The organism is Paenibacillus sp. FSL H7-0326, from assembly GCF_001955535.1.
Lineage (GTDB): Bacteria > Bacillota > Bacilli > Paenibacillales > Paenibacillaceae > Paenibacillus > Paenibacillus shunpengii.
Map to the genome: position 1 here is coordinate 25,174 of NZ_MPVN01000010.1, position 17,573 is coordinate 42,746.

The 17,573-nt window shown below is 48.3% G+C and carries 14 protein-coding genes and 1 tRNA gene; 11 read left to right on the forward strand and 4 right to left on the reverse strand.

What is annotated here, in order from left to right:
- Positions 1-72 precede the first annotated feature (72 nt).
- Together clpP and BK126_RS26910 are read right to left on the reverse strand one after the other, a co-directional pair.
- A complete protein-coding gene (clpP, locus tag BK126_RS26905; RefSeq protein ID WP_076315554.1) occupies positions 73-672 on the reverse strand; it encodes an ATP-dependent Clp endopeptidase proteolytic subunit ClpP in 600 nt (199 codons plus the stop codon).
- Between the two features lie 204 nt (positions 673-876).
- A tRNA-Arg gene (locus BK126_RS26910) sits at positions 877-951 on the reverse strand.
- A 332-nt stretch (positions 952-1,283) separates the two neighbouring features.
- Here BK126_RS26910 and BK126_RS26915 point away from each other — a divergent pair.
- The 9 genes from BK126_RS26915 to rnr all read left to right on the forward strand — a co-directional run bounded on the left by BK126_RS26915 (position 1,284) and on the right by rnr (position 12,046).
- Complete coding sequence (locus tag BK126_RS26915; protein WP_047913959.1) at positions 1,284-2,306, forward strand: sugar-binding transcriptional regulator; 1,023 nt, start codon at positions 1,284-1,286, stop codon at positions 2,304-2,306.
- 91 nt (positions 2,307-2,397) lie between these two features.
- Positions 2,398-3,402 carry a type I glyceraldehyde-3-phosphate dehydrogenase gene (gene gap, locus BK126_RS26920; protein WP_047913901.1) on the forward strand — a complete coding sequence of 335 codons (1,005 nt, stop codon included), beginning with the start codon at positions 2,398-2,400 and terminating at the stop codon, positions 3,400-3,402.
- 251 nt (positions 3,403-3,653) lie between these two features.
- Positions 3,654-4,835: a phosphoglycerate kinase gene (locus tag BK126_RS26925; RefSeq protein WP_076315555.1), complete on the forward strand. Its 1,182-nt coding sequence runs from the start codon at positions 3,654-3,656 to the stop codon at positions 4,833-4,835.
- 28 nt (positions 4,836-4,863) lie between these two features.
- Positions 4,864-5,619, forward strand: coding sequence for a triose-phosphate isomerase (gene tpiA / locus BK126_RS26930; RefSeq protein WP_076315556.1), 756 nt, complete (start codon positions 4,864-4,866; stop codon positions 5,617-5,619).
- A 1-nt stretch (position 5,620) separates the two neighbouring features.
- Positions 5,621-7,165, forward strand: a complete 1,545-nt coding sequence (gpmI, locus tag BK126_RS26935; RefSeq protein WP_076315557.1) for a 2,3-bisphosphoglycerate-independent phosphoglycerate mutase — start codon at positions 5,621-5,623, stop codon at positions 7,163-7,165.
- Between the two features lie 109 nt (positions 7,166-7,274).
- Entirely contained in the window at positions 7,275-8,561 is a 1,287-nt protein-coding gene (gene eno / locus BK126_RS26940; RefSeq protein ID WP_076315558.1) for a phosphopyruvate hydratase, read from the forward strand.
- A gap of 130 nt (positions 8,562-8,691) precedes the next feature.
- A complete protein-coding gene (locus BK126_RS26945; RefSeq protein ID WP_076315559.1) occupies positions 8,692-8,871 on the forward strand; it encodes a putative motility protein in 180 nt (59 codons plus the stop codon).
- Between the two features lie 96 nt (positions 8,872-8,967).
- Entirely contained in the window at positions 8,968-9,198 is a 231-nt protein-coding gene (gene secG, locus BK126_RS26950; protein ID WP_047913906.1) for a preprotein translocase subunit SecG, read from the forward strand.
- A gap of 229 nt (positions 9,199-9,427) precedes the next feature.
- The gene (gene rnr / locus BK126_RS26955) at positions 9,428-12,046 is read left to right on the forward strand and encodes a ribonuclease R (RefSeq protein WP_076315560.1); all 2,619 of its coding nucleotides are present in this window, start codon (positions 9,428-9,430) and stop codon (positions 12,044-12,046) included.
- A gap of 102 nt (positions 12,047-12,148) precedes the next feature.
- Here the strand turns inward: rnr and BK126_RS26960 are convergent, their stop codons facing one another.
- Both BK126_RS26960 and BK126_RS26965 read right to left on the reverse strand, forming a co-directional pair.
- Positions 12,149-13,201 carry a response regulator transcription factor gene (locus BK126_RS26960; protein ID WP_076315561.1) on the reverse strand — a complete coding sequence of 351 codons (1,053 nt, stop codon included), beginning with the start codon at positions 13,199-13,201 and terminating at the stop codon, positions 12,149-12,151.
- Positions 13,202-13,221: 20 nt separating this feature from the next.
- Complete coding sequence (locus tag BK126_RS26965; protein WP_076315562.1) at positions 13,222-15,051, reverse strand: cache domain-containing sensor histidine kinase; 1,830 nt, start codon at positions 15,049-15,051, stop codon at positions 13,222-13,224.
- A 128-nt stretch (positions 15,052-15,179) separates the two neighbouring features.
- Between BK126_RS26965 and BK126_RS26970 the strand changes: the two genes are divergently transcribed.
- Both BK126_RS26970 and BK126_RS26975 read left to right on the forward strand, forming a co-directional pair.
- Positions 15,180-16,553, forward strand: a complete 1,374-nt coding sequence (locus tag BK126_RS26970) for an ABC transporter substrate-binding protein (RefSeq protein ID WP_076315563.1) — start codon at positions 15,180-15,182, stop codon at positions 16,551-16,553.
- 23 nt (positions 16,554-16,576) lie between these two features.
- Complete coding sequence (locus tag BK126_RS26975; protein ID WP_076315564.1) at positions 16,577-17,539, forward strand: carbohydrate ABC transporter permease; 963 nt, start codon at positions 16,577-16,579, stop codon at positions 17,537-17,539.
- The last annotated feature ends 34 nt before the right edge of the window (positions 17,540-17,573 follow it).

Genomic DNA, 17,573 nt, shown 5'->3' on the forward strand with positions numbered 1-17,573 from the left:
TTACCCCATGGAATTTAGAAAAATAAAAAATCCTCGGTCCTGAATTTCAGGATCGAGGATTTTTGTTATGTCTTACAGACCTTGTTCAGGTGTGGAAGACTCCAGAACTTGGTCAACCAAACCGTATGCCTTCGCTTCTTCAGCGGACATGAAGTTATCGCGGTCTGTGTCACGCTCAATGCGCTCCAGCGGCTGTCCTGTACGTTCAGCCAGAATGTGGTTCAGCTTATCACGCATTTTGAGAATACGGCGTGCGCGAATTTCAATATCAGAGGCTTGACCTTGTGCTCCACCAAGCGGCTGATGGATCATGACTTCACTGTTAGGGAGAGCAAAACGCTTGCCCTTCGCACCTGCGTTAAGCAGGAAAGCACCCATCGAAGCAGCCATACCCATACAGATTGTGGAGACATCGGGCTTAATAAATTGCATCGTATCATATATCGCCATACCCGCAGTGATGGAACCGCCTGGGCTGTTAATGTATAAATGAATATCTTTCTCTGGATCTTCCGCAGCTAGGAACAGCATTTGAGCAATGATGGAATTAGCGACGACATCGTTGACATCACTGCCAAGGAAAATAATGCGATCTTTCAGCAGTCTGGAATAAATGTCATAAGCGCGTTCACCGCGATTGCTTTGTTCTACGACCATAGGAATATAACTCATGCGAAAAACCTCCTCAAAAAAATTTAGAGTTTAAGTTCACGAGACACGAGAACAGGAACTACATCTACATATACTCACTGTTTCCGTATTAACCACATCATAAACAATTTCAAACAAAAAGTCAAAGAAAGTCAAACTATTTTGATAAAAAAAGAAACCTGCTCGGTTTCATCGGTTAATTGTATATGGAACCATTAATAATAATGGCGCGCCCGCGAGGAATCGAACCTCGATCTCAGGCTCCGGAGGCCTACGTCATATCCGTTGGACCACGGGCGCATATTGTAACTGTCCGTGACAGCAATATTGATTATATCCGAATGTAAAAAAATTTGCAAGAGAGTCTCTTGATCGAGTTTGATGTGAGCCATATATGTACAACCTATAGATGAAGGGAATAAATGAAGGCTGAGAGAATGAATGTATAGCTTTTGAATTGTGATATTTTACACAAGCGAATAAAGGGAAAAGGCTTTGTAAAATATACTTTTGGACCCCTTGCATCACACGTCAGATTTCGTTAAAATAAACGTGGGACTTAAAAAGTTAACCCGGGACATTTTTAGTCCACCTCAGAGACCGGAATGAAGGAGCTTGCGGAAGTGGATAGCATGCGAACGATATTAGAAGTGCAGAAGCAGCTTCTACCTGATCTCATGGACGTAATGAAGAAGAGGTATACCATTCTACGCCAGATCATGATCTCGGAAGTGATTGGAAGAAGAACTCTTGCGAACGCCATGGATATGACGGAGCGTGTACTCAGAGCAGAGACGGATCTGCTGAAGTCGCAAGGACTCATCGAGATCGAGACGGTGGGAATGAGAATCAGCCAGGCTGGAGAAGAGCTGCTTGAAATGCTTGAACCGGTAGCCAAGGAACTGTTTGGACTATCGGAGATGGAAGAGCAGATTAGAAGAACTTATGGACTTCGTAAGGTCATTGTCGTTCCAGGTGATTCTGAGAACTCGGAGTATGCCAAGCGTGAGCTTGGACGTGCCGGTGCCAAGGCGCTTCTCAGCGTCATGAACGATGAAGACGTTGTAGCTGTAACGGGCGGTTCCACGACAGCAGCGATAGCAGAGCATCTGACCCCGTCATCTTCTAAGAGAGATGTATGGTTTGTGCCTGCACGTGGCGGACTTGGAGAAAGTCTGGAGCTTCAGGCAAATACGATTGCTTCCATGATGGCCAAGAAGCTAGGAGCGCAATATCGGCTGCTGCACGTACCTGATCTACTAAGCAATCATGCCTATGATTCACTTATACAAGACTCCAACATACAGGAAATTCTGGATATGATCCGTAAGGCACGCATCGTGATTCATGGAATAGGCGGTGCGATGGAAATGGCCAAACGGCGCAAGCTGGCGCCTCAGACGGTTACTGAAATTCGTGATGAAGGTGCGGTGGCAGAATCCTTCGGTTATTATTTCAATAACGAGGGAGAGGTCGTCCATACGATGCTGACACTAGGTATGCGTTTGGAGGACATTAGACACACTGAGCTTGTTATCGCCATTGCAGGCGGTAAGAGTAAGGCAGCTTCGATACAGGCAGTGCTGCGCTTCGGGCAGGAAGATATTCTTGTCATTGATGAAGCGGCGGCAGCTGAAATTGTTAAAGATTTATAGAATTTGATTCACTGATTCGTTGTCTTGACGGGCCCTAACAGGCTTGTCTTGAATATATAAAATAAAAGCAAAACTTGGGAGGAACTTACTCATGGTAAAAGTAGGTATTAACGGTTTTGGACGTATTGGACGTAACGTATTCCGCGCAGCGCTGAACAACAGCGATGTAGAAATCGTAGCAATCAATGATTTGACAGACGTAAGCACTTTGGCTCACTTGCTCAAATACGACACAACTCATGGTCGTCTGAATGCAACTGTAGAAGCTAAAGAAGGCGCGCTGATCGTTAACGGCAAAGAAGTTAAAGTATTTGCTGAGCGCAACCCTGAGAACCTGCCTTGGGCAGCTAACGGTGTTGAAATCGTTGTTGAGTCCACTGGTATCTTCACAGCGAAAGAAAAAGCAGAAGCTCACCTTAAAGGCGGAGCTAAAAAAGTTATCATCTCTGCTCCAGCTACAAACGAAGATATTACAATCGTTATGGGCGTAAACGAAGAGAAATACGACCCAGCTAACCATACAGTGATTTCTAACGCTTCTTGTACGACAAACTGCTTGGCACCATTTGCTAAAGTTCTTGACGAGTCCTTCGGTATCGTTAAAGGTATGATGACAACTGTTCACTCTTACACTAACGACCAGCAAGTACTTGACCTGCCGCACAAAGACCTTCGTCGTGCTCGTGCAGCAGCTGAGAACATCATTCCTTCTACAACAGGTGCAGCTAAAGCTGTTAGCCTTGTGTTGCCGCAACTGAAAGGTAAACTGAACGGTATGGCAATGCGCGTTCCTACTAAGAACGTATCCGTAACTGACCTGGTTGTAGAGCTTGGCAAAAACGTAACTGTAGACGAAGTAAACGCAGCGCTTAAAGAAGCAGCTAACGGACCGCTGAAAGGCATCCTTAACTACTCCGACGAGCCGCTTGTATCCAGCGACTACAACAGCGACCCAGCTTCTTCCACAATTGACGCTCTCTCCACAATGGTAGTAGGCGACAACATGGTTAAAGTGGTTTCTTGGTACGACAACGAGTGGGGTTACTCCAACCGTGTCGTAGACCTCGCTGCTTACATTGCAAGCAAAGGTCTGTAAGACCAACGATAGGAATTTAAAATAAGGTGAAGAGGAGAACAAGGCTTTTGGTCTCCTCTTCACCATGATTTTATCTTTAATGCCAGAGAACCGGGGATACCGGATATAGAAGATTACATTATATAGAGATTATTACTTATATCATGCTGCTGTTTAATAAAAATGGGCTGTCCACCTTAAGGCCGGACGGTAACTGCACATAAGATGCCGGTGATTGGCTTTGGTAGATAGCGCTTAGGAGGAACGTGGAGATGAACAAGAAAAGTGTACGTGATGTAGAAGTAACAGGAAAACGCGTTTTTGTTCGCGTCGATTTTAATGTACCGCTCGAAGATGGAAAGATTACGGATGATACTCGTATTCGTGAAACACTGCCAACGATCAAGTATTTGATTGAGAACGGTGCAAAAGTCATTCTTGCGAGCCATATGGGTCGTCCAAAAGGTGAATTCGTTGATTCTCTTCGTCTGACACCTGCTGCAAACCGTCTGTCCGAGCTGCTTGGCAAACCGGTTGCAAAAGCGGATGAAGCTGTCGGTGAAGCAGTAAAAGCAGAAATCGAGAAATTGAACAATGGCGACGTGCTTGTGCTTGAAAACGTCCGTTTCTATCCTGGAGAAGAGAAGAACGATCCAGAACTCGCAAAACAATTTGCAGAACTGGCTGACCTTTTCGTGAATGATGCATTTGGCGCAGCACACCGTGCTCATGCTTCCACAGAAGGTATCGCACATCATCTTCCAGCTGTATCTGGCCTACTGATGGAGAAAGAATTGTCTGTACTTGGCAAAGCATTGTCCAACCCAGAGCGTCCTTTCACAGCCATTATCGGCGGATCTAAAGTAAAAGACAAAATTGATGTGATCGACAACCTGTTGAACCTTGCAGACAACGTATTGATCGGCGGAGGTCTCACTTACACATTCTTCAAAGCTCAAGGTCATGAAATTGGACTTTCCCTTCTGGATGAATCCAAAATGGACGTTGCTCTTAGCTTCATCGACAAAGCGAAAAAGCTGGGCAAAAACTTCCTTCTGCCTGAAGATATCGTAATTACGAAAGAATTCAGCGCAGATGCAGAAACGAAGATCGTTAACATCGATGAAATCCCTGCAGACTGGGAAGGCATTGACATCGGACCGAAGACACGTGCGAAATATGCTGAAGTGATCAAGAACTCTAAGCTGGTAGTCTGGAACGGACCAATGGGCGTATTTGAGATTGAGCCATTCTCACACGGTACTCGTGAAGTTGCAGAAGCTTGTGCAGCAACGGAAGGTTACACTGTAATCGGCGGCGGCGATTCTGCAGCAGCAGCAGAGAAATTCAATCTTGCGGATAAAATGGACCACATCTCTACAGGTGGTGGTGCTTCCCTGGAGTTCATGGAAGGTAAAGCACTCCCAGGTGTTGTGGCATTGAACGATAAATAATGGATTAGATTTGAGGAGGCGATAAACGGTGAGCAGAACAAAAGTCATCGCAGGTAACTGGAAAATGTTCAAAACCGTACCGGAAGCCACTTCGTTTATCGAAGCGGTAAAAGGCAAAGTCGAAGCAGAAGGCGTGGAGAGCGTAATTTGTGCTCCTTTTACGAACCTGCCGGCTTTGGTAGAAGCGGTTAAAGGCACGAACATCAAGATTGGTGCTCAAAACCTTCATTTTGAAGACAACGGCGCATTCACAGGTGAAATCAGCGGTTCGATGCTGAAGGATCTGGGTGTGGATTACGTGGTAATCGGACATTCCGAGCGTCGTCAGTACTTCAACGAAACAGACGAGACCGTGAACAAGAAAGTTCACGCTGCATTCCGTCATGGTCTTACACCGATCGTATGTGTAGGCGAGAAATTGGAAGAGCGTGAAGCAGATCAAACGAAGGACGTTTGCAAAGTGCAAACAGAAGCGGCTTTTGCAGGACTTGCTGCTGACCAAGCAGCTCAAGTGATTGTAGCTTACGAGCCAATCTGGGCGATCGGAACAGGCAAATCTTCGACTGCACAAGATGCAAACGAAGTGATTGCTTACATCCGCAGCATCATCAAAGGTCTGTATAACGAAGATGTAGCGAATGCCGTTGTTATTCAATACGGCGGAAGCGTGAAACCAGCGAATGTAGCTGAATATCTTGGACAAAGCGATATTGACGGTGCATTGGTAGGCGGAGCAAGCCTGGAGCCTGAATCCTACATCGCGCTCGTTCAGGGGGCGAAGTAAGATGACGGCACCAAAACCTGTAGCTCTGATTATTATGGACGGCTTCGGACTGCGCAACACAGAAGTGGGTAACGCAGTAGCTCAAGCGAAGAAGCCGAATTATGATCGTTACATGGCAAAATATCCGAATACAACCCTTACTGCTTGCGGTGAAGCGGTTGGACTGCCGGAAGGGCAAATGGGGAACTCGGAAGTAGGTCACCTCAATATCGGTGCAGGTCGTATCGTATATCAGGACCTTACTCGGATCTCCAAGTCCATCCGTGAAGGCGAGTTCTTCGATAACGAAACACTCGTAGGCGCAGTTCGTGCTGCGAAGACAACGGGTAAAAAGCTTCACCTGTACGGACTATTGTCCGACGGTGGCGTTCATAGCCATATTAATCACCTGTTCGCTATGCTGGATCTTGCCAAAAAAGAAGATATGCACGATGTTTACATCCATGCATTCCTCGATGGACGCGACGTATCCCCAGACAGCGGTATCAAGTTCCTAGAGCAATTGAATGCAAAAATTGCGGAAGTGGGCATTGGTAAAATCGCAACCGTTCAAGGACGTTATTATGCGATGGACCGCGACAAACGGTGGGAACGTGTAGAGAAGTCTTATCGTGCGATCGTGTATGGAGACGGACCGGTATATACGGATCCGATGGTGGCTGTCAAGGAATCCTACGAGAAATCCGTATTCGACGAGTTCGTTGAACCAACGGTCATCGTGAAGGAAGATGGACAACCTGTTGGACTCGTGGAAAGCGGCGATTCTGTCGTATTCCTGAACTTCCGTCCTGACCGTGCAATTCAGCTGTCTCAAGTGTTTACTAACCAGGATTTCCGCGGTTTCGATCGTGGAGACAAATTCCCTGAAGGACTTCACTTTGTATGTCTTACACTCTTTAGCGAAACCGTTGAAGGATATGTAGCATACTCTCCGAAGAACCTGGATAATACGCTTGGTGAAGTGCTTGTTCAGAACAACAAGAAACAGCTTCGTATTGCGGAAACAGAGAAGTACCCGCATGTTACTTTCTTCTTCAGCGGCGGCCGCGATGTTGAGCTTCCTGGCGAGACTCGCATTCTTATCAATTCGCCGAAGGTGGCAACTTATGACCTGAAGCCTGAGATGAGCGCTTATGAAGTAGCGGATGCTTGTGTGAAGGAGATCGAGGCAGACAAACATGACGCGATCATTCTGAACTTTGCAAATCCGGACATGGTGGGTCACTCCGGTATGCTGGAGCCAACGATCAAAGCAGTAGAAGCAACCGATGAGTGCATGGGCCGTGTGGTAGAGGCTGTTCTTGCAAAAGGCGGCGTCGCACTGATTACAGCGGACCATGGTAATGCGGATATGGTATTTGATGAGAACGGCAGACCGTTCACAGCACATACAACCAATCCGGTTCCATTCATCGTGACATCTGAGAACGTAGAGCTCCGTGATGGCGGAATTCTGGCAGATATCGCTCCAACGATCCTTGATTTGATGGAACTTCCGCAGCCTGCGGAAATGACCGGACATTCCGTTATTTCAGGACGCAAGTAAGCTGTTAAACGAACCGATTTGCAATCCTATGCGCGTATAGGGTTTAATGATAGAAGATGCTATGCTAGCTAGCAAAAATGAATCGAAGAATAAAGGAGAGTAATTACTCATGACAATTATTTCTGACGTATACGCACGCGAAGTCCTTGACTCCCGCGGTAATCCTACAGTAGAAGTTGAAGTATATACAGAGTCCGGTGCAATCGGACGCGCAATCGTTCCATCCGGTGCTTCCACGGGTGCACACGAAGCGGTTGAGCTTCGTGATGGCGACAAAGACCGTTACCTTGGCAAAGGTGTCCTGAACGCAGTTAAGAACGTAAACGAAAAAATCGCTCCAGAAATTATCGGTATGGACGCTCTTGATCAATTGGGTATCGACAAACTGATGATCTCTTTGGATGGTACGCCAAACAAAGGTAAATTCGGTGCGAACGCAATCCTTGCTGTATCCATGGCAGTCGCTCGCGCAGCTGCAGACGCTCTTGATCTTCCACTGTATGTATACCTTGGCGGATTCAACGCGAAACAGCTTCCAGTTCCAATGATGAACATCGTTAACGGCGGTGAGCATGCGGACAACAACGTGGACGTACAAGAGTTCATGATCCTGCCTGTAGGCGCTCCTTCCTTCAAGGAAGCTCTTCGTACAGGTGCTGAAATCTTCCACAGCCTCAAATCCGTTCTGAAAGCAAAAGGACTGAACACAGCTGTAGGTGACGAGGGTGGTTTCGCTCCTAACTTCACTTCCAACGAAGACGCTCTTGGCGCGATCATGGAAGCTATTGAAAAAGCAGGCTACAAACCAGGTGAAGACGTTCTTCTTGGTATGGACGTTGCTTCCACTGAGTTCTACAAAGATGGTAAGTACACACTCGCTGGTGAAGGCAAATCCTTTACTTCCGCTGAGTTCGTAGACCTTCTTGCTTCTTGGGTTGATAAATACCCAATCGTTACCATTGAAGATGGCTGCTCCGAGGATGACTGGGAAGGTTGGAAGCTCCTTACTGAGAAACTGGGAGACAAAATCCAACTCGTTGGTGACGACTTGTTCGTTACTAACACAGAGCGTCTGTCCAAAGGTATCGACGAGAAGATCGGTAACTCGATCCTTATCAAAGTTAACCAAATTGGTACACTGACTGAAACATTTGATGCAATCGAAATGGCGAAACGCGCTGGTTACACAGCAGTTATCTCCCACCGTTCCGGTGAATCCGAAGACAGCACAATTGCTGACATCGCGGTTGCAACAAACGCAGGCCAAATCAAAACGGGTGCACCTTCCCGTACAGACCGTATCGCGAAATACAACCAACTTCTTCGCATCGAAGATCAATTGGGTGAACTCGCTCAATACAACGGCCTGAGCTCTTTCTACAACCTGAAAAAATAATAAGCTTTTCAGCTTATTACAGAGAGTCGCCCATCGGGGCGGCTCTTTTTTGCTTACACCCCAGTGTATGCTGCACGATTGCAGATTAATGTTCGTTCTGCCGATATAGAGGAGAGAAAGGAGGTGCGTAATGGATATCGCAGCAATGTCTACAGTTATGTCTATGACAGCCGTGAAGCAGGCAGCATCCATTCAGGTGCTGAATATGGCGAAGAGTCAAGCGGAAGTGATGGGCACACAAATGGCACAGATGCTCTCTCAGAGTGCTCCGCATCCGACCTCAGGTCATTCGATTGATCTGAAAGCTTAAGGACTTTTCGGATTGTATATGTGCAGAGCGTATGGTACAATAAAAATATTGTTTACTGCGTGGAGTTACGCACATTTCGTATAGGAGGTGGAAGTTATGGATATCGTTTTGAAATTGCTTCTCGTTATTTTCGCCATCGGTGTAATCGTCGTCGTTCTTCTTCAACAAGGTAAAAGTGCGGGTCTTTCCGGTGCCATCTCCGGCGGTGCGGAACATCTATTTGGCAAAACCAAAGCACGCGGATTGGAACTTGTATTGCAACGGGTTACAGTTGGTCTCGCAGCAGGGTTTATGATCCTTGCGATTCTCGTAGCTGTATTTGAATAATTCAACACTTGGACGTTTAGAGCCTTCGTTCCTCAGAGGAACGAAGGTTTTTTGTAATTAGGGCTATTCGCCTGATCTAAGAGCTTTCTCGACCAAAGTGCACATTTGAGTATATGAGAAATCCATACTTGGATTAAATTCGTGTATACTAGGGTAAGATTTTACTAATGATATCAAGACTGACAAAGTACATAAAGGCCTACTCTTATGTTTCCTAGAGGTGAACTAAATGATAACTGAACAACAATTACTTGATTTTATGCTGGAGACGGCCTATAAACCGATGACGTATCAAGAACTGGAGCAGCACTTCGGCATCGAAGATGCGGCTGAGTTCAAAGCGTTCTTGAAGCTGCTGAATCAGCTGGAGGACGAGGGAAGAATTGTCTTGACCCGTACGAACCGTTACGGTGTGCCAGGACGCATGCAGATGGTGAAGGGAAGATTGCAGGCTCACGCGAAGGGCTTTGCTTTTCTCATACCCGAGGATCGTGAGCACCCGGATGTCTATATTCATGCAAATGACCTGAAGAGTGCGATGAATGGAGATACCGTGCTTGTTCGTGTAACCTCCAAGGGACCTGAAGGCGGGCGGCTTGAAGGTGAAGTCGTTCGTGTCGTCAAGCGCGCCGTAGTACAAGTCGTGGGTGTGTTTCAGAGCCAGGAGGTATATGGGTTTGTTATTCCAGATGACAAACGTATCAATCGTGATATTTTTATCCCGAGGACGGGCTTTAATAATGCGGTAGATGGCCAGAAGGTCGTCGTCAATATTGTAAGCTATCCCGAGGGACGGGCTGCTGCAGAAGGAGAAATCATCGAGATTCTAGGTCATAAAGATGACCCGGGCATCGATATTTTGTCCGTCATTCGCAAGCACCAGCTGCCTGAGGCATTCCCGGACGAAGTCTTAGAAGAGGCAGAACAGGCCCCTGATTCCATTACGGAAGATGAGATTATTAAGCAGGGCCGCAGAGATTTGCGTGGACTGAATATTGTGACCATTGACGGAGAAGATGCGAAGGACTTGGATGATGCGGTCAACGTAGAGCGCCTGCCAAACGGTCATTATCGTCTGGGTGTTCATATTGCGGATGTCGGCTACTACGTACGCGAGAATTCCAAGCTGGATCAGGAAGCGTATAACCGGGGCTGCAGCGTTTACTTGGTGGACCGGGTTATTCCGATGCTGCCGCACCGTTTATCCAATGGAATATGCAGCTTGAATCCCCAAGTGGATCGGCTCACCATGTCCTGTGTGATGGAATTCAATGAGCAGATGAAGGTCGTAAACCATGAGGTCTTCACCAGTGTGATCAAAACCAAAGAACGTATGACCTATAAGAATGTGTACAAAATCTTGGAGGAAGAAGATCCTGAGCTGATCGAGCGGTACAGCGAGCTGGTCGACGACTTCAAGCTGATGAAGGAAATCGCGATGAAGCTGCGTGACATGCGTATGCGCCGGGGCGCGGTAGACTTTGATTTTGAAGAAAGCAAGATTCTCGTGGATGAGGAAGGCAAGCCGGTTGATATCGTCAAGAGAGAGCGTACGGTGGCCGAGCAGATCATTGAGGAATTCATGCTGGCGGCTAACGAAACTGTAGCAGAGCATTTCCACTGGCTGAAGGTGCCGTTCATCTACCGTGTCCATGAGGACCCGGATCAGGAGAAGCTTCAGAACTTCCTGGGCTTCGCTGCGAACTTTGGATTCCACGTTAAGGGTCGTGGCAACTCCATTCATCCAAGAGCGCTTCAGTCTTTGCTTGAAGATATTCAAGGTACGAAGGAACAGACGGTTATCAGCACGATGATGCTTCGTTCCATGAAGCAGGCGAAATACGATTCGGAAATGTCCGGACACTTTGGTCTGGCTGCGGAATTCTACAGCCACTTTACGTCACCGATCCGTCGTTATCCGGATCTTGTAATTCACCGTGTCATGCGAGAAGTGTTCGAGAATGGCGGCGCGCTTCCAGAGAACCGACAGGAGTACCTGGCGAGCCGCATGCCCGACATTGCTCAGCAGTCCTCAGAGCGGGAACGTGTAGCCGTTGAGGCCGAACGTGACACCGAGAAGATGAAGAAGGCACAGTACATGCTGGATAAAGTCGGAGAAGAGTTTGACGGCATGATCAGCAGTGTGACCAGCTTCGGCATGTTCATTGAGCTTGAGAACACGGTAGAAGGCCTTATTCGACTCAGCATGCTGACCGATGATTATTATCATTTTGATGATCAGCACATGATTCTGATCGGCGAGCGGACCTCGAAGATATTCCGTATCGGGGATGAAGTGAAGATCCGTGTAGCACGGGTCAATATGGATGAGTACACCATTGATTTTGAAATGGTAGATATGAAGCCTCGGCAGGAGCGCGGTCCAGGTTCGGGATTTGGCGGAGGCTCCCGTCGTGAAGGCCGTGAGGGCCGCGGAGGCAGAGACAGCCGGGGCGGTCATCAAGGCGGACGAGACAGCCGCGGCGGTAAGAGCGGCGGTGGAAACCGCGGCAAAAATGGCGGCAGAGGCGGACAGCAGGGAGCTTCCGGTACGGAATCGCGCGGAGGACAGAGCTTTGGCTTTGGCTCCGGTAAAGGCGGCTACAGCTCACCAGGCGGATCCTCTACCGGCTTCGGAGAAGGCGGACGTGGTGGACATTCAGGCCAGGGTAAAGGCCGCAAGAAAAAAACGTCGAAGAGCGGCGTGTTCATTGGTGAACAAGCTGCACAGGCGCCAAGCGGCAATCCAGCTAATGGTGGAGAAGGCTCCGGCAAGCGCAAGCGTAAGCCTAAAGGGAAAAGCGGCGGAAACGGCATGGCCGCATTTGTCCGTAAGAAAAAGAAATAGGGAATCTGTATAAGCTATGATTAGGTCAACCAGAGATATCTGGTTGGCCTTTTTTTATAGGTTCCTGTAGGCAGGGATTATGCTAGAGCCTTCCCCTTGCGGTTATAAACTGCGGTGATGCTTCATATAATCGGCGGGGGCAATCCCATAATGCCGTTTGAACGTCTTGCTGAAGTGGGGATAATCCGTATACCCCGTTCGTTCGCACGCTTCGGATGCGCTGCAGGCCTGCTGCTCAAGCAGTATTCTAGCTTCCTCCATTCGCAGCTTGATGACATACTGTACATAGCTCACCCCTGTTTCCTCCTTAAACAGCCTGCTAAAATAGGTTGTGGACATACCCGCCATATCTGCAGCCTGCTGTACGGAGAGGTCACTTGCATGAAGGTGCTTCCGCGTATGAGCAATTGCTCTTAGAATCTGGTTACGTGAGCCAAAATTACGTTCTTGCTTAATCTGGTCTAAGAGAAGTGATACATATTGAAGAAAGGCGGCTTCGGGTTCGGAGGAATCCAGCTGAATCGCTGCGTTTTTGTTTGAAAGAAGATAAGTTACATCAATTCCCCGTGTCTTAAGCATATCGTTCAGGTCTGATTTGATCTGATCGATGATCATGTTCGGAGGTACAGCAGGTGCATCCTGCAGCAGTCCTTGATCCAGAAGGTGGACAGCTGCTTGATGAGCGGCTGTCTCATCCAGTTTCCATATGCTGTTCTCAAGCTTCTTCAGCAGCTCCAGCTGATGAACAACCCATTGCTTCTGGTGTAGGAGCTGCTGTTTGCGGGACTCGATTTTGTGAAGGATCGATTCAAGTGCTGCTTTGAATTTGTCAGGGCTTACCGGCTTCACCAGGTAATCTTCCACACCGAGCTGCAGTGCAGTCCGGGCATACTCGAAATCACTGTAGCCAGAAATAATGAGGAACACCACATGAGGGTTAGCTGCTCTGGCCTGCTCGATGAACGTGAGTCCATCCATCGCTGGCATGCAGATGTCTGTTACAATCAGATCAGGCTGCTCAGATAACAGCAGGAGTGCTTCCTGTCCATCCTCAGCCTCACCAACAACTTGATACGGGAGTCCAGAGGACTCCACCTGCTTCGCAAGACTGGCATGAATCATGTACTCATCATCCGCGATAATGACTTTATACATTCAAGATCCCTCCTTATTTGTTATGGACGGGCCGTCTGTAGATGGAGTGGCAGTTTAATCTCAATGACGGTACCGGCAGGACCGGAGGAATGAATGGTTAACCCGTAATCACATCCAAAGGACAGCCTAAGCCGCTCATGAACACTGGTGAGCCCGATTCCGCTGGATTGCAGTGGTTCCCATTCCACCCTGGATTCCTCACCATTACGGAAGTACTGATTCAGCATTTCCATTCGATTCTCTTCCATTCCTTTACCATGATCCGTAATTCGCAGTATATAATTCCCGTCCGTATCCACTGTTCCGGTCAGACCGATATAGGAAGGCGGCAGACGGTGGTGCTGATAGCCATGAATAAATGCATTCTCAACGAGCGGCTGCAGTGTCAGCCGAACCAGCGGAATTTGATCCATTACTGACTCTTCAATGCAGATATCGACCGTTAATTTTCGATACCTCGCCTTTTGGATATCCAAATACGCCCTTAAGTGCCCGATCTCCTCCCGAAGTGTAACGATCTGATGAGCATTCTTCAGGTTATAGCGGAACAGATCGGCGAGGGAGGTTGTCATTCGGCTGATCACCATTTGGTTGTCGAGGATGGCATGGGCATTAATGACTTCAAGTGTATTGTACAGAAAATGAGGATTAATCTGGGATTGCATCGCGTGAAGCGCCGATTCCTTCTGCTTCAGACTCAGCTCACGCTCTTTGAGCTTGGCGGATTGAACCTCGCTCACGAGTCGTTTGAGCTCCCCCACCATATGGGAATAGCTGCGGAACAGCCCGCCGATCTCATCCTTGCGTCCAGTCATACGGGTGATAGGGGTAGAAAAATCACCGGATTGTATGCGTTTCATGAAATGCTGGAGCAGTGATAAGGCGCGGCTGATCTGTAAGGAGAATCCGCCCATAACGAGAAGTGTCACCAGCATAATAACGACAAACAAATATACGGTAGTTGATCTTAGATTAAGGAGCTCAAACACGATAGCATTCTTAGGCTGTTCCAGTGCCACCGCCCATTTGGAGAGAGTGGCCTCCTCATATAATAAAATATTTTCGCTGTTGCCTTCGTATTCATGTATTAAGCCGGCAGGCTCAGCTGAGAATTTCTCCGCAAGGGACGCAGGTAAGAGATCGTTAATTCGTTCCTTGTCCGGATGATACAGGATGCGGTTATTCTGCATATCGGCAATCCACAGGTGAAGGTCCTCCCTGGATACGTTGCTGCAAATACCGGCAATCTGATCGAGATTCAGATCAACCACGAGCAGTCCCTCATAGAGGTAGCTTTTACTGCTCGGTATTTTTCGGATTAATGTCAGCACGGGCTCTGAACCAATATAGCGGATCCCCGTCATATGAAAATCATCCATCTGATCCATGTCCGCTAACAGCAGCCGATTACGCTGCCTGATGCTCCGCATATCGAGCATTTCTTCTGAGCGGCTGTAATCACTGACCTGCATGCCGTTCTTGGCAAGAACGGAGAGCCCGACCAGATCATCACGTCCATATAGCATTTGGGCGAACAGTCCTTTTTCGATGGCATCAGATAGCTTCAAGTACTCATAAGGGGTCATGCTGGAACGATTGATTAGGGTTTGGATATGCGGATTCGATAGAAAGGGGTAGGTTGAAGTTTCCAGATTAGATATATATAGATTCAGATATTCGCTGGTTTGAGTCACGATTCGTTCGTTGGATGCGATGGCAGACTCTTCAATGGTGCGGGTTGATGCATTGTACCAATAGGAGCCGAGGATGATTACAGGCAGACAGACAAAGATCAGGCTGATTGCAATCAGTCTCTTATTAATAGACAGGCTGGATAAGATATGAACCACCTCTCTTTGCGATGTGAATCAGGTGAGTGCAGGAAAAGACAACTAGAGTAGAATTAACCATTCCTCCCTCACTTACAATATTTACAATATAAGATGTGGATGGAATTACTATAGCGGGGGGCGGTTAAATGGTCAAGCGTAAGAAGGTGTCCGTACTCGTATGTATGCTGCTTGTGTTCTCTGTATTCGCGGCAGCTTGCAGTGGAGGAGGCACGAATGGAGGCAGTGAAGGAGCTGGCACAGATCCAGAGACCAATGGGCAAACGGCACAGGAAGAGGTAGCCATCACGCTGGGATATTACTCTGATGGCAAGAGCGACGCCAAGATGAAGGAACTGATCGAGAAGTTCACTGCCAAGTTTCCGCATATTAAAGTAGATACGCAGAGTGCGCCGTATGGTCAGTTCTATCAGAAGCTCGACACACAGATTGCCGCAGGCAAAGCACCGGATGTCTGGCTGTCGGACGGAGCGCTCGTCATGAAGTATGCCGAGAGAGGCACGCTGAAGGACGTAACCGAGTGGATTGACCGTGATCTGAACAAGGATGACTATTACGGACTGGAGTTCAACAAGGATGCAGATGGACGATACTGGGGCATTCCGCAAGGCATTCAAATCGGGGTCCTGTATTATAACAAGGATCTGTTTGATAAAGCCGGAGTCGAATATCCGACAGAGGAGTGGAGCTGGGAAGATCTGAAGACAGCTGCGACTCAGCTGACGGTAGATGGAAGCGGAAAGGCTGCTGCAGAGGAAGGGTTCGATGCGAATACCGTTAGTCAGTTCGGACTTACTTTTTTCAGCATAACCGAGGGCTGGTTCACGGTACTTAAATCGTACGGCGGCGGCATTCTCGACGAGACCGGCACACAGTCAATTGTAGACTCCGATGGCAACAAAGAGGCGATGAACTGGATCGTCGATGGTATGCAAAAAGGCATCTTCACCGATCCCGTGGATCTGAAGAGCTTCCAAAGTGCGATGGCTGTGTTCCCGAGCGGGTCAGCCGCGATGCGAATCGGCATTTATGCCCGTGTTCAGGCAGCTAATGAAGCGGGACTGAATTATGATGTCACCGTGCTGCCGACAGGTCCGGACGGCAAACGCTTTGCTCCGGTTATCGCGAACTCATGGGTCATCAGTGCGAAAGCCGATGAGGCTAAGGCTGCTGCAGCATGGGAATGGATGAAGTTCTGGGCTACGGAGGATGAGGTGCAGAAGGAATGGGCAGCGCTTGGGGAGGCCGTTCCGGTCAAGAAGTCAGTAGCTAACTCCGACGTGTTCTTAACCGCTGGGGAGAAGCCTGAGAATCGTCAGGCGTTCCTCGACAGCTTTGAATTTGCAGGGACACTGGATACCAATGCGGTATGGGAAGAGTGGGTATCCAAATTCAATGAGAATGCAGAGCGTGCTTTCCTTGGTGATGCTACGGTGGATGAGTCACTGACGAAGGCTAATGGAGAAATTCAGGATGTGCTGGATGCATTTTATGAGAAATAACGAAGCCAAAGGAGCTGCCGCGGATGACACTGAGCAAATCGACGAGAGCCGTGCCCAAGAGAGGGCATAAGCTAAAGTCCGCGGGCCGCAGCCGCTACTTGCGATCGGAAGGAAGATGGGGACTCCTGATGGTGTCCCCGTATCTTATTCATTTCGTCGTGTTCGTCGCCGGCCCGCTACTTGTCTCCCTGTATTTCAGCTTTTCCGATTATGACATGCTGACCCCGCCGCAGTGGATCGGGACAGAGAACTATAACAAGCTGTTTAACGAGCCGCTGTTCTGGAAGTCGCTGTGGAATACGATCTATTTTGCCATTTTATTTGTGCCGCTGCAGACGATTCTCGCCCTGGTTCTGGCTGTGATGCTGAATCAGAAGCTAAAAGGACTCAAATGGTTCCGAATGGCACATTTTATCCCGGTTATCTCCTCGTGGACGGTCATCCTGTATGTTGCGGATGCGATTTTTAATCCTCGGTTCGGATTTGCCAACTCCCTGCTGGTGAAGTGGGGATTTGAGCCGCAGCAATGGCTGAACAGTGAAAACTGGGTTATTCCGCTGCTCGTCATTATTGCCGTTTGGAAAGGTATAGGGTACATTATGGTGCTGTTCCTGGCAGGTCTGCAAAATGTCCCGAATGAGCTGTACGAGGCTGCTGAGATGGATGGTGCAGGTGTGCTTCGCAAATTCCGGAGCATCACCGTGCCGCTGATCTCGCCGACGACGTTTCTAGTCATCATACTCAGTACAATCTCCACGTTTCAGGCATTTGAGCAGATCTATGTCATGACAGGCGGCGGGGACATTGCAGCAGCAGGAGGCCCGCGTGATTCCAGTCTTGTGCTTATGCTCTACCTATACCGTGAGGGCTTCTCGTTCTTGCATATGGGATATGCCTCGGCTATTGCCTGGGTGCTGTTCGTAATCCTGTTCAGCCTGACGCTGGTGCAGATGAAGCTGCAGAACCGCTGGGTGCATTACAACTGATCTAATCAGATTAGCAGCTAATAAGGTCTTATTT